The organism is Pontibaca salina (genome assembly GCF_016307205.1).
GTDB lineage: Bacteria > Pseudomonadota > Alphaproteobacteria > Rhodobacterales > Rhodobacteraceae > Pontibaca > Pontibaca salina.
In genome coordinates, this window is sequence record NZ_JAEIJD010000014.1 from 1 (window position 1) to 14416 (window position 14416).

At 58.6% G+C, this 14416-nt stretch carries 8 protein-coding genes; 4 read left to right on the top strand and 4 right to left on the bottom strand.

Features of this window, described 5'->3' with window-relative positions:
• The first annotated feature begins 356 nt into the window (after positions 1 to 356).
• From JAO82_RS12985 to JAO82_RS12995, 3 genes are all read left to right on the top strand, one after another.
• Positions 357 to 1826 (top strand): catalase, encoded by a 1470-nt coding sequence (locus tag JAO82_RS12985; RefSeq protein WP_198686823.1) that lies wholly within the window; start codon positions 357 to 359, stop codon positions 1824 to 1826.
• Between the two features lie 155 nt (positions 1827 to 1981).
• Positions 1982 to 2671, top strand: a complete 690-nt coding sequence (locus tag JAO82_RS12990) for an MOSC domain-containing protein (RefSeq protein WP_198686824.1) — start codon at positions 1982 to 1984, stop codon at positions 2669 to 2671.
• 64 nt (positions 2672 to 2735) lie between these two features.
• A complete protein-coding gene (locus tag JAO82_RS12995) occupies positions 2736 to 3107 on the top strand; it encodes a DUF4189 domain-containing protein (protein WP_198686825.1) in 372 nt (123 codons plus the stop codon).
• 125 nt (positions 3108 to 3232) lie between these two features.
• Here the strand turns inward: JAO82_RS12995 and JAO82_RS13000 are convergent, their stop codons facing one another.
• The 3 genes from JAO82_RS13000 to JAO82_RS13010 form a co-directional block, all read right to left on the bottom strand.
• Positions 3233 to 3406: a hypothetical protein gene (locus JAO82_RS13000; protein WP_198686826.1), complete on the bottom strand. Its 174-nt coding sequence runs from the start codon at positions 3404 to 3406 to the stop codon at positions 3233 to 3235.
• A gap of 462 nt (positions 3407 to 3868) precedes the next feature.
• Entirely contained in the window at positions 3869 to 5674 is a 1806-nt protein-coding gene (locus JAO82_RS13005; protein ID WP_332872530.1) for an amidohydrolase, read from the bottom strand.
• Positions 5675 to 5800: 126 nt separating this feature from the next.
• On the bottom strand, positions 5801 to 12319 hold the full coding sequence (locus tag JAO82_RS13010; protein ID WP_198686828.1) for an autotransporter outer membrane beta-barrel domain-containing protein: 6519 nt from the start codon (positions 12317 to 12319) through the stop codon (positions 5801 to 5803).
• 413 nt (positions 12320 to 12732) lie between these two features.
• Here JAO82_RS13010 and JAO82_RS13015 point away from each other — a divergent pair, with 413 nt between their 5' ends.
• Positions 12733 to 13746, top strand: a complete 1014-nt coding sequence (locus tag JAO82_RS13015; RefSeq protein ID WP_198686829.1) for a hypothetical protein — start codon at positions 12733 to 12735, stop codon at positions 13744 to 13746.
• Between the two features lie 11 nt (positions 13747 to 13757).
• Here JAO82_RS13015 and upp read toward each other — a convergent pair whose 3' ends face one another.
• Positions 13758 to 14399 (bottom strand): uracil phosphoribosyltransferase, encoded by a 642-nt coding sequence (gene upp, locus JAO82_RS13020; RefSeq protein ID WP_198686830.1) that lies wholly within the window; start codon positions 14397 to 14399, stop codon positions 13758 to 13760.
• Between the last annotated feature and the right edge of the window lie 17 nt (positions 14400 to 14416).

The window sequence follows — 14416 nt, forward strand, 5'->3', positions numbered from 1 at the left end:
CCCAAAACCCCGACTCGCACCTTACCCACAGACTTACCCACAGAAACAAACCGGAATCACCCGACTCAACTCAGAACAAAAGCGAATCCCGAAAGTGGATTCGCGGCTCTGAAGGGCCTCGCCACAAGAATCGCCAAAAGCCTTAGTTCGCAACCGCGAATCCCCCGCTATAGCTATAGCGCCGCAAGATCGGGCTTTCAGGAGGGCTAGCGTCCTGATTGCCACCTCCCCGAGACAAGCGTGCGATGCGTAGAAAACTTGCAATGCGCCGATGCTACATTACGGTGAAAAGGGACCGCATCCGTAGGTGCGGATGGTCGGCGCTTGGCCCTCAAGACCGACGGGAGGAGGAAAACATGACTGATATGGACAAGAAACACGGCACCGGATCGACGATGAGCACCGGCGCGCCGGCGGCGAGCGACCGGCATTCGCTGACAATCGGCCCGGACGGCCCGATCATGCTTCACGATGTGCATTTCCTAGAGCAAATGGCGCATTTCAACCGGGAGAAGGTGCCTGAGCGTCAGCCCCATGCCAAGGGGTCGGGCGCGTTCGGCATATTCGAGACAACGGCTGATGTGTCCGCCTATACCAAAGCCGCCCTGTTCCAGCCTGGCGCTACCACAGAGATGCTGGCGCGATTTTCGACCGTGGCTGGTGAGGCCGGAAGCCCCGATACATGGCGCGATGTGCGTGGGTTCTCGCTCAAGTTCTATACCGATGAAGGCAATTACGATCTGGTGGGCAACAACACCCCGATCTTTTTCGTGCGCGACACCATGAAATTTCCGCACTTCATCCGCAGTCAGAAACGTCTGCCGGATTCAGGCCTTCGCGACAATCATATGCAATGGGACTTCTGGACCAACAATCCGGAGTCCGCCCATCAGGTGACCTACCTCATGGGCCAGCGCGGTTTGCCGCGGACCTGGCGCAATATGAACGGCTACGGCTCGCACACCTATATGTGGATCAATGCTGCTGGCGATAAATTCTGGGTAAAATACCACTTTCACACGCAACAGGGCATGAAATTCTTCACCAATGCGGAAGCCGCCGAAATGGCCGGTGCCGATGCCGACTTCCATCGCCGCGACCTCTTTGATGCGATCGCGCGGGGCGAGCACCCGAAGTGGACAATGTCGGTTCAGATCATGCCCTATGATGAGGCCAAGACATATCACATCAACCCCTTCGACCTGACCAAGACCTGGCCCCACGCCGATTATCCGCTGATCGAAGTCGGCTCCATGACGCTGAACCGCAACCCGGAAAACTTCTTTGCGCAAATCGAACAGGCGGCGTTTTCGCCGGGTAATACTGTGCCGGGGATCGGCCTGTCGCCCGACAAGATGCTGCTTGGCCGCGCCTTTGCCTATAATGATGCCCAGCGCAACCGGATCGGCACGAACTTTCATCAGCTGCCGGTCAACCGCCCCAAGGTAAAGGTCAACACCTATATGTTTGATGGCCAAATGGCCTATGAGCACAGCGGCAATGCGCCAGTTTATGCCCCCAATAGCGGCGACCGCAGTTGGGCCGACGAGACCGGGCCGGTCGAGGATGGGTGGGAAGCTGACGGCACCATGGTACGCAGCGCCTATACATTACGTGAAGGAGACGATGATTTCAGCCAACCGGGCATCTTGGTGCGCGATGTCTTTGATGACAATCAGCGCGCACAGCTGGTTGAAACCGTAAGCGGCGCGCTGCTCGCGGGGGTCCGCTCCCCGGTGCTTGAACGCGCTTTCGATTATTGGAAGAATATCGACGCCGAGGTGGGGCTGCAAATTGAGGAACGGGTCAAGGCCGGCGCTGGATAAAGCGCCATTGTCCTGAGACCGAGCAGCGACCGGCTGCGTTGTCGCGACGCTTTTCCCCTGCACTGCACCTTCGGGCGTAACCTGAAGATGCAGTGCATAGGATGATGATTGCCGCTCAAGCAGCTCGCCTTGTCAATGAACTGGATAGATTCGCCATGATCGCGTTCACGATTTCACAAGTCCGCATCGGACAGCTTCGTCCGCTTGGGCCATCGGGCGTCGCCAGCGGCATCTATAAAGAACCCCTCACGGGTGGGGTCATGGCCGAGAGAACCGGTTTCGCAGGGGACGAGCAAGGCGACCGACGGCATCATGGGGGGCCGGACAAGGCGCTTCACGCCTATGCAGCATGCAACTACCCGCGCTGGAGCTCCGACCTGCCCGAACCTACTGCGCAGTTCCAACCCGGTGCCTTTGGCGAAAATCTGGTGATTCAGGGTGCGGCCGAGGCCGACATCGCTTTGGGCGACCAGTGGCAGATTGGCGGCGCACTTGTCGAAGTCAGTCAGGGACGACAGCCCTGCTGGCGGTTGAACCTGCGCTTCAAAAAGCCCGACATGGCTAAGCTGGTGCAAGCAACCGGGCGAACCGGCTGGTATTTTCGCGTGTTGCAGCCCGGTGAAATAGCGGCTGACGATACCGGGCAGTTGGTAAGCCGCCCGCATCCCGCCTGGACGATCACGCGCGTGGCACATCTGCTCTATCATGATTGTCTGAATACAGCGGCCTTGCAGGAGTTTTCCGCCTTGCCCTGCCTGCCTGAAAGCTGGCGCAAGCTGGCCCGAACACGCCTTTCGACCGGTCATGTCGAAAACTGGTCGCGCCGGATCGAAACGCCAGATTAAGTGCTTCCTCCCGTCGCCCCCATTTTAATGGCAATATAAAAGTGCACAACAAGGATTTCGAACAATGACGCACCTGAATCACTTGCTGGCGGCCAGCATCGCATGGCTAGCCATTACTGGCGCAGCGTCGGCTGGTCAGTGCGGGTATGATTATTGCTGGGGTGCGGTCGCGGTCGGGCCGCATGGCGCAACCGGGTTTTCCTACAGTCATGTGACTGAAAAGAATGCCCATCAAGTGGCGATTGAAGGTTGCAATGGCGTCTGTGCCAGGGTGCGGACATTCTATAATGCCTGCGGTGCCATCGCATCGGGCCGCGATGGAGCATGGGGCTGGGCAACCGGGAGAACAAAGCTGGATGCCCAATCCGGAGCACTTGCCCAATGTGGCCAGCACGGAAAGGATTGTCAGATCCAAGTCTGGTCTTGCTCACCCTGAGAACCCGCAGAGCCAACGCAAAACCGCACCACAAGCTAAGAGAGGTATCAGCATTGCCTTTGCGCGGCAATCAAGCTGAGCCATCGCGATACCAGCGCGGCTCAGCTAATCTGCTCAGATCCGGTTCAGTTGTGAGCCGTAGCCTGAGTATCTGGATGTCCATCGAGCCATTCAACCCGGCAGTCGAAGTTCATCCAGTCGGTGTTGTTATTGACGCGCGCCTCGACATCAAGGCGGCGGAGCTTGCTGAAAAATGTCTCGATCTTTTCGTCCGACATGGTGTTCTTCTCATCAGTCATAAATCTTGCTCCTCGGCTCTTCGGCTCTTCGGCATTGCTCCGGTTCAGCGGAACTAGAATGCTTGTTTAAGAGAGCCTGCTGATTGCATATCCGATCAGATGGATCGTCTTTGTCGTTGCTATTGTCAACGTGGCCAAAAGCAGTCGCCTACCGGAAAGTCAATGCCCGGATTGGCGAAACTCGCGTCTTCACAGCTGCGGCGAAAACTGGTGAGGCTTTAAAGGCACCACCCGTCGCGGTGGATTTCGATGGCGTCAGCTTCCCGATCACATCACAGAAAGCTGACGCCTTAAACTAAACTGCGCCGTTTGTTGCTTGGTGTGCCCCATAGGCAAACATAGCTTGCGCAGGGCGGCACCCGGCGAAATCGGGATCAAACCCGCGTCACATAGCCGCCCCAGGCTCACCATCACCACTGTCTGGGCGTAATGCCCACCGGCACCACCCTATTCGACAGCAGATCAGTCGATTGCCATACCTTCATACATCGCATGCAAAAGACGCTCTCCGATCTCCGGGCTTGCGGTAAAGGGCGAGCGGCGCAGTTCGGTTTCCTGAATCGCATCTGGCGCGTCATAGATCACTTTGCCGTTCTTGATTGTCGCCTCCACCCGCAGATCTGCCAGCAGCTCAGGATCTATCGCAGTTGGGTCTTCGGACAGGACGACAAAATCGGCAATTTTTCCAGTTTCGATTGAACCCTTGTCATCCTCTTCGAAATGCTGCCAGGCTGGCCAGATCGTCATCGCCTTAAGCGCCGTCATTACATCCACGCGCTGCCTTGGACCGAGGATGTCGCCCGATCTGGTGCGGCGGGTAACGGTTGCCGAGAGGATGCGCATACTATCGGGAAGTGCCACTGGCGCATCGTGATGTGTACCAAATATCATCCCACGATCCCGAAACCATCCGGTGGGTGAGATATTATCGGCGTTGACCGGCCCAACTGTATGATCGCGGTGCCAATCTCCCCAAAAGAATGTGTGCATCGGAAACAATGACGGGAAGACGCCGAGTTTCTGATAGCTGTCCACCTGATCCTCACGCAAAAACTGGCCATGTACGAGAACCGGCCGATTGCCCGGATCGCCGTATTTTTCCTGCGCCGCGCCAATCGCCCCGATCAACATGTCTGAGGCGCCTTCTCCGTTGGCATGAGTGATAACCTGGATGTTATTCTCGTAGCACCAGTTCACCGCGTCCTGCACCTGCTCCATGTTTATTACAGCATATCCCTTGTAATCTGCTGGATAGTCTCCGACCGGGTCATGATAGGGGCGGTCGCGGAGCGCGGTGAAGCCTTGTGGCGAACCGTCAATGGTCAGTTTGCACCCTCCGACGCGAACATTGTTAGAATAGTCCCGCGAGATATTATCGCGGATGTACTCTCGATCTTCCAAAACGTCGGGAAACGCCACCACGTCAACTGGCAGATCTCCCCGCGCGCCAACAGCTTTCAGGGCTTCGACAATTCCAGCAGTGGATCTTCCATCCTGCGCTGTCGTGTATCCATAGCTGGCCCAAAGCTGGGCTCCGGCACGTGCGAATGCGATAATTCCCTCTTCGCCCAGTTGCCCCAACAAAGGCACCAAAACCGTGAAGAAAGCGTATTCTTCAAGAATTCCGTTCGGCGCGCCATCGGCATCGTGCCGGATCACGCCGCCTTCGGGATTCGGGGTTGAGGCGTCGATACCCGCAAGCTCCAAAGCTTTAGAGTTTGCCACTCCCAGATGGCCGGACTGATGCACGATCACAATTGGCACATCCTGCGAAACGGCATCCAGATCTTCACGCGTTGGATGACGCAATTCGGCCAACTGCGCGTTGTCGTAGCCGAAGCCGATAACCATATTGACCTTGTCGACGGTCTGCGCATTGTCCGTCATCCACCTCCGCAGCGCGTCCTGCAAGCTGGCGATATCGCCGACGCCGCCATCCGGCGGCGACAGCAGGTTCGCTGAAAGCGCCTGAAGCCCCCCCATCACCACGTGCCCGTGACTATCAATAAAACCCGGCAGCATCGTGCGCCCTTGCAGATCAAAGGTTTCGGTGCTTTCACCCCGTAGCTGCTTCAGGTCCGCTAGATCGCCGACAGCAAGGATGCGCCCATCCTTGACCGCTACCGCCTCGGCCGAGGGCTGTGAATCGTTGATCGTCAGGATTGGTCCGCCGGAATAAATCGTATCCGCGATCTCCTGTGCCGAAGCGGCGCCTGTTACAAGTAACACGCTCGCCATCAGCGTGGATCTGAGGGGTAGTCTGGTCATTTTCGGCATTCTCCAATAAGCCAATAAGATAGTATCGTCTTAAATCGTTGTAATTTAGCCCTATATAAGCTTTTGCCTCGGCAGGTCGCCGGGTTATTCGCAAAACCAAGACTTCGAGTAATTGCACTAAAATCGCATCGACAGCCTCAGCGTTGCCATTTGGCTACGATAATTATCGCCAATTTTAGCAATATACTCACCGCTCAATTTGTAATTGTCGCCGGACTTCAGCTCAACCCCTGCAGTAAGATCATACAGACGATCTGGTAGCGCCGTCGTGGATCTGAAACTGAATGCCGTCTGGTTATTGTTGTGAACGGTGACGCCAGTGCTTAGTCCATCGGTCGATCGCCAGGTCAAACCCACAAGCGAATAGACCCGCAGCCATCTCTGATCGCCGAGATTATAGCGCGCACCGGTTTCAATCGCAGGGCGTGCGGCATATGTCCACTGCCTCATGCTATCGACCCGCATGTCAAATGTATCTCCCATCAAATCATAGCCGGACATTGACGAGTGGATTGCATCAACCTCAAGGGACGGGCGCAGATACCAGTCGGGAAAGGCCAATTCATAATCCGCACGCAAACGAAGCCCCGCCGTTCCGACATGCGGTGAAGCTGTCGCGGCCCAGACGGCGTCCCCGACATCAAAGACATGCTCCATGGTATAGCCACCATAGCCGAGATGTGCCGCGCCAGAAAAAAGCCAGGGGCCCATTTGATACTTGAGCGCCAGCGCTGCGGCCACACTGTCACCGGTGTTCTTGGTGAATCCATCAGCGCTCGTGCCTGAAGTCTGGCCGAAACCCAAAGACCCCCCGAGGAACCAGTTAGATGCAAACTCTTTCTGAGCCCCCATGCGCAGGGTGGTCGCGTGGTTGTCAAACCCGTCACCGGCGCTGGAATCTCGGATCTTGCTACGAGAATGACTGATCTCTCCCCAGACGCATTCGGTCTCTTGCAGCAACGTACCCTCACCGACAAACATCGGGCAACTCAGGGCTGACGAAAGCGACTCCGAGGTCGCAAGCGTCATGTGCGCAACCTGCTGTAACTGGGATTCCGGCGAGACGCTTTCGATGGCATCGTCGTAATCTTGCGCTGTATCCGCATTCGCAATTGCGCCAAAGAATCCCGCCGCATGCGCATCGTTGCTGTCCCATGCTTGCTGCCATGCGGCGAGCATCGCATCTTCCGTTGGAGTCAAACTGCGCATGGCCGCCCCGCGAAATGCAGCGCCGTCCACCACCATTCTAAGCGTCCCGTCCGATTCCGTGCTGTAGGTCCACTTTATTGGGGAGGCATCGTTGATGGTGATGGGCTCTCCGCTCAAATTGCGCTCGGCTTTCAAAATGGTGAATGTATCGCCATTCTGTAGATCGCCCGTGATGTAGGGATCAACCCCGCCGCCTTCCTCAAAGACCACGTCCCGCGTGACCGAGATGAAATCGTTGGATAACGTTCCGCCGTCATCGCGCACCACATCCACAAGCAAGCTTCCGCCGTCTTGCACAATAAGATTGCCATCGACCGTGACGGTTGAGACATTCTCTACTCCCCCGACATCGAACTGCCCGGCATTATAGAAGAAATGGCCCGAGCTTGTGCCAAGATCGACAATTCCATCATCAACCGATCTGTAAATAGCGTTGGCATTGTTATAGAACCAGTTGCGCTCTTTTGGCCGACCACTGTTGACCTTGATATCGCCAACCAAAACGCCATTATTAACGATCTCTTCATTGCCGAAAGAGCCGTAGATCGCGGTCCCGGAAAGCGCCTGGACAATTGCGTTTTTACCGAAGGTGATCTTGTTGTCGGTATTCCCGCCATCAACGTAGACCGCCGCCCCTGTTCCGGACCCACCAGTCAGCACACCATCATGCGAGATGCTGATGGCGCGACCCTTGCTAGTGTCCACCGCAAGAGATCCATCCGTGTTTTGAAAACCGCTCTGCGCATAAATGGCATTGGCATCCGTACCGGTCGCGGAGATCGAGCCGACGGTATCAATCGTGATCGCGCCGCCTCTTCCTTTTGAAGCGCCGCGCTTTTCAGCCGTGGTCGCGCCCGCGTTCGCGTTTAACACGGTGATTGCCCCACCGCCGCCGCCAACCGATTGCGCATAAATACCGTGCGACTGTTCGCCAATAGTCGAGATTGTCATGCTGCTGTTAGTTGTCGCGCCTGCCATGGAAATATTGACTGCGCCGCCATCGCCACTGGAACCGCCCTCGTTGCTTTCGCCGCCGAACGTTACCGAGCCGTACAGCGCGTTCGTGGTTCCGACACCGCCATATCCGCCACCGCCGCCGACAGACTGGGCAAATATCCCGTGCGATGCATCGCCACGCGTTGCTACCGAACTCATCGCGCCCAATGCCACGCTCACGGCACCACCTTGCCCTGCTGCACCGCCGCGCCCGCCAAGCGAGAAATCGCTCAATGAGACGGCGCCTTCCTTGCTGGGATCGCTGCCAATGGGTAGAAAACCGCCGCTGGTCGCATTTTTACCCATTCCGCCGCCGCCGCCCACAGACTGGGCAAAAATGCCGATCGAACCGTCTCCATTTGTCGAGACCGCTCCGGTATGAGTGACATTTACCGCCCCCCCGTCACCGGCGGCGCTACCGTTTCCACCGAGCGTCACGGTGATTTGCGGCTTTGGCAAGACCGTGCTCGCATCGTTGAACAGCGCTTCTCCATCCTCGATATCGAGATCTGTCATTGCGGATTCATCGATCAATCCGGCCTGGAGCAACAGTTCCTCGACTGTATGGGATGCTTCCTTGATCAAAGCGGCAAGCTCAGCGTCAATAGCTTCTTCTGGGGGCTTGGTCGCCGGGTCATGGATGTTGACGAAATAGGCACCGCCACCACCGCCGACGGATTGCGCCACAATGCCATGTGCATTCGCGCCGCCCGTGGCAACCGTCCCGGAATTGGTGACCTCGACCGCACCGCCATGCCCTTTCGCCCCACCATTGCCGCCAACCGTCACGGTGGCCGAGAAGGATAGCGAGTTGTCCGTCTGCGAGGCGCCACCCAGGCCGCCGCCGCCACCGACCGATTGCGCGAAAACGCCGTAAGAGCCGTCACCGGCCGTCAGGATGGTACCGCCGTTGGAGACGACAACATCGCCGCCTTTGCCACCGGCGCCGCCCGACCCGCCGATCCCGACAGTCGCATTCAGCTTCTGTTTGCCGCTGGCATAGGCAGCACCGCCAGTTCCACCACCGCCACCGATGGATTGTGCAAATACTCCGAAGGAGTTTTCGCCGAGGGTTTGAATCGTCCCACCGTTAGACGCTGAAATATTTCCGCCGTTGCCACCCTTGCCGCCGCTGCCGCCAACGCTGACATTCACAGACGCACCGATCAGGTCATGTATTTTGGATTCCGCGTCTTTCGAAACCAGGGCGTTTTTTATTTCCTGTTGCGCACTCTTGACGCTTTCAGCCGCCGCCAACTTGACCGCCAACATGGTGAGCAGCGCTGTATTCTTCGCGATTTTCTCGTGAATATCAGCGGCATCTTTTTCCGATAGTTTTTTTAGCTCTTTCCCATAAGCGACGATTGCCTTCAGCGACGCGATTGATTTCTGCAAACTGGCGTCGTCATGAAAGTTGCTGGCTGTGTCCTTGGTATCTGCTAGTTTTTTTGTGACGTCATTAAGCGCAGCGATTTCCGAGAACACCTCAACAATCAGGTCGAAAGCTTCCAGACTGGTAAATCGCGGGTTGACCTCACCGGTAAAGGAACCCCCATTGCCGCCGCCGCCGCCAACAGTCTGCGCAAACACACCATGCGACCCGCTGCCATGTGTTGCGACCGCGCCGGAGTTCGATACCGACACGGTGCCGCCATTGCCGCCATCGCCCCCCGAGCCGCCAATGGACACGTTAAAATCGAGAGTAGTGTCACCGCCGCCCTGATAGCCGCCCGCATCCCCTCCACCACCGCCGATGGAGCGGGCCACGATTCCGCTTGAGTTATTGCCATTGGTGCCGATCGCCCCGGTGTTCTGGACCGACACATAACCACCGCGACCGCCGCCGCCACCAGACCCTCCAACCGCGACATTGGCGGTGATGTAGTTGCCACTAACATCCAGCAGATCCAGCACATCCGCGAAGCCATAATCAGTGAACCAGTCGGCAGAGATTCCCGCATTTGACGCCGCATTGGCGGTGCCGCCATCGCCGCCGCCGCCGCCAACACTGATGCCATAGGCCCCATGGGAAAAATCAGCATGGGTTTCGATTAAGCCATCTTGATTCACTGAAACGTTTCCGCCGCGACCGCCGTCACCGCCCGAGCCGCCAATCGCGACCGAGGTCGCGATGCTGTTGGAATAAGCCAGCAAATCCCCCGTCGAACTGGCCGCGCCGCCGGTGCCACCCCCTCCGCCGATGCTGCGACCGACCAGCCCCGAGGAATTGGCGCCATAGGTCGCAACATGCGCGTGATTGCTTAGCGAGATCGCGCCGCCGTTCCCGCCACCACCGGCCGATCCGCCGATGGCGATGCCAATGTTTACGGCAGGCGTGGAGCCTGTCAGCTGCATGGCCAGCGCATAGGATGAGGCATCGCCAGCAGACCCACCGCCGCCGCCAAGGCTCTGCGCGACAATCCCGGTGGCATCGTCATTGAGCGTGGTGATCGCGCCCGCGTTGACAACGGTGACCGCCTGGCCATCGCCGCCCTCGCCGCCGGAACCACCGACGCTGATCGGCACCGAGATTGCTGGAACCTTGACGGCAGAAACAGCGATCGTCGATGCATCTGCTGCGCCACCGTCGCCCCCGCCGCCGCCGATGCTTTGGGCAAAGATACCAATCGAAGACTGGCCTTCAGTGCGCAGATCCGACGTATTCCCGACCTTGACCGCGCCCCCCTTACCGCCTTTGCCGCCAGATCCGCCGATGGAAACAGCGACTGCGGGAAATAAGAACGCGCCGCTTTTGGTACTGCTCGCCCCGCCCGCGCCGCCGCCCCCGCCGACGCTCTGGGCAAAAATAGCGTAAGATGACCCGCCCGACGTTCGGATCGAAGACCCAGCCGGTACCTTGGAATGTCCCTGCTGTATGGCCGCGCCAAGGTCGCCGATGACTAGATTGCCACCATCGCCGCCGCCGCCGCCGTCACCGCCGATCGAAACCGAAACCAAACTGGGCCAGCCGCCGGCCGAGCCGCCCTCACCGCCATGACCGCCGATTGATTGGGCCTGAATACCATGCGCAGCGGTACCAAAGGTGGCAAGCCGCCCGAAATTCGACACGCTGACCTGACCGCCCGCAGAGCCGCGACCACCGTCCCCGCCGCTTCCGCCAAGGAAGGACAGCCAGCCCGCTTTGCCGCCGTCGCCGCCACCGCCTTTGGTATAGGTACCGGCAGAGGCATCAAAAGCATTCATACCGTTACCGCCGCCGATCGATTGCGCCACGATCGCGGTCGCGCCGTCGCCCAAGGTCGAAATGAGGCCATGGTTCTCGATATCGACCTTGCCGGGCTTTCCGGATGCGCCGCCATCGCTACCGGAAAACACGCCACTTGCCCCCAACCCGCCGTTGCCGCTGACGGACTGAGCCACCAAACCGAAGGCAAAATCGCCGGAGGTCATGATGTTACCGCGCAGGCGCGCCACGACATCGCCGCCGTTCCCGCCGTCACCGCCATTGCGCGAACTCGTGCTAGCAGCACCGCCTGTACCGCCAATGCTTTGCAGCACGACAGCCGGTGACGATGCTCCGGCGGTGCTGATACGGGTATTGACCGAGGTCTCGAACGCAACCAAAGCGCCGTTTCCGCCACTTGCAGCCCGTGCTTTATCGTCAACGGCCTGGTAGCCGCTTTTACCACCTGTGCCGCCGATGCTCTCCAGAATCAGGGCCGGTGCGTTGGCGCCATTTGTCGATACGGTCACCTGTCCCGCACCGGTCTGGGCCACGATTTCGGCACTTACCGCGCCACCATCGCCACCCTTGTTTGTCGCCGTTTGGGAATTGCCTGCACCCCCTTCACCGCCCCACGAGCGAAGACGGGCAATAGCGTAGCGGCTCCCAGACACACCCGTCGATGACCGGATCGTCAGAGAGGTTGCTCCGCCATCACCACCTTTACCACCGGTGCCTTCTACCGTGCGGGGTGGCATAAATTGGCTCGACCACTTGGGCGCCACGCCGCCGGCACCACCCTTGGATTGCAGAAGGATCAACGGGGTTTCTACGGGCAGACGGAAAAACGGGATTTCAAAAAATTGATCTGCTGATTGCGTGACAATTGTTCCACTCTGAACGAAAGATAGCCTGCCGCCATCGCCCCCGTCCGCACCGTCCGCTGTCGGCTTATACGGATGATTATACATAGTGTTCCAACGGTGGCCCCCGTCTCCACCTTTGCCACCCTGAGTCCTTAACCGAACCTGTGTGCCGGTCCGAAGCCGATCGCCCAGGATGCCGAAATTACGGTCATTCATTGATCCGCCGGTATTTCCGGAGGTCGCTTTCTTCTTGTCACTTTTGTAATCGCGCCCGTCTTTACTCTTACTGCTCTTGATGATCGCACCATTGGTGCCAGAGTAATCGGTTGCATGCACCATAGCCCCGTCACCAATAGCGACGACCATAGCCAAGACGCTCACCCCACCCCTCAAAGCAATCGACACTCGGGTTGGCCTAAAGCTTAACATCACGGGAACTCTTTTCTACATAAATGTGCCGGGATAAAATATTCAGACCCTGTCACGCAGCCTGTGGCAACTCAAGAATTTCACGCGTAGAAACAAACCCTTTTACCGATCTATGTGGCGAAAATGCCAGTGGACCGGCAGCCGGTTTCTACTGCGGTTACGTCATTGCGCCGCTTGCATGGTTTCCCTGTCACTGCTGTCGCAGGAGCGCCGCGCCATAAGGATTCGCGCCCCTATGCTCATCTGATCTTGGGGTTTACGTGCTTTAACGGCCGGGAAGTGTAAAATAGGCAGTTTGCCATTCAACGACCATTCAAATCGCTATAGGGTCGCGCAAAGAGCGAGGCACGGCAGACCCACATATCATGACAGCGCTGAAGGAATATCAACGACTTGAGGCCACCGGCTTTTGGCGGGCGACTCCTGAGGAACAGCACCGCGAGGTCATCGTTTCGATTGGCGATGCCACTCTTGTCCTTTCTGATATGAGTGACCGCGCCCTGGCGCATTGGTCGCTTGCCGCGCTGGAACGGGTCAATCCGGGTGTTCGCCCTGCGATCTACCATCCCGATGGCGACCCCGGCGAAACGCTGGAACTCGCCGAAACCGAGGCCACGATGATCGATGCGATTGAACGATTGCGCCGCGCGGTCGAACGCGCCCGCCCTCGCCCCGGACGATTGCGCCAAATCGGTATGCTGGCTCTTTTTGCGCTGTTGGCGACAGCACTGGTGTTCTGGCTACCGGATGCATTGCTGCGCCACACAATTTCGGTGGTGCCCGACATCAGGCGGCAGGATATTGGCCGCGCCCTGCTGACACGGATTGAGCGCAACGCCGGACCAGCCTGTTCCAACGCGGATACCGCCGCGCCGCTGGCCGCATTGGCGCGGCGCACCGGTGCGCGCAAGCTGGTGGTCCTGCGCCGAGCACCCCGCGACAGCCTGCACCTGCCGGGTGGTGTCGTGCTGCTGAGCCGTGCCCTGATCGAAAAACAGGAAGACCCGGCGGTTGTCGCCGGTCACATTCTCGCCGAACGCGCCCGCGCTGCGCAACGGGATCCGCTCGCGCGCCTGCTGGCCAATGCCGGGCCACTGGCTTCATTCCGGCTGCTCACGACGGGTGAGCTTACCGATGCGACGCTTGATCATCATGCCGAGCGGCTGTTGGCAGACCCCGATATCCCGCTGGCCGAAGAGACTCTGCGAGACGCATTCGCTACAGCGCAGGTCCCCTCGGCGCCCTTCGCCCGCTCGCGCGGCAACACCGGCGAAACTATGCTAGCACTGATCAAAGACGATCCGATGGCCGGTCAATACCCCGCCCCTGTCCTGCCCGACCGCGACTGGATACTGTTGCAGACGATTTGCGGGAACTGATCCGCCCTAGGTTATTTTGTGCCAAACATCCGGTCCCCGGCATCGCCGAGACCCGGCAGAATAAAGCCCTTGTCATCCAATTCGCGGTCCACGGCAGCAGTCACGATCGGCACGTCGGGATGGGCCTGCTGCATCCGGGCAATACCTTCCGGGGTCGCCAAAAGGCACATGAACCGAATATTCGTGGCCCCGGCCTGTTTCAGCAAATCCAGCGCCGCAACCGAAGAATTTCCCGTCGCCAGCATTGGATCGACCGCGATCACCAGCCGGTTCTCCAGCGCCTCGGGCACCTTGAAGTAATATTGCACAGGCTGTAGCGTCTCTTCATCGCGGTATAGTCCAACGAATCCGACCCGCGCCGAGGGGATCAGCTCCAGCACCCCGTCAAGCATGCCATTGCCCGCTCGCAGAATCGATACCAAGGCCAGCTTCTTGCCCGCCAGCGTCGGCGAATCCATCGGCTCCATCGGGGTCTCGATACCTCGCGTGGTCAGGTCCAGATCGCGGGTGATCTCATAGGCCAGAAACTGGGTGATCTCGCGAAGAAGCTGGCGGAATACCACGGTCGGCGTGTTCTTATCACGCATCAACGTCAGCTTGTGCTGGACCAGTGGATGATCGACGAGGGTGACATTGTCGGCGGGATTGGACATGGTGGGATTCTCCGGGC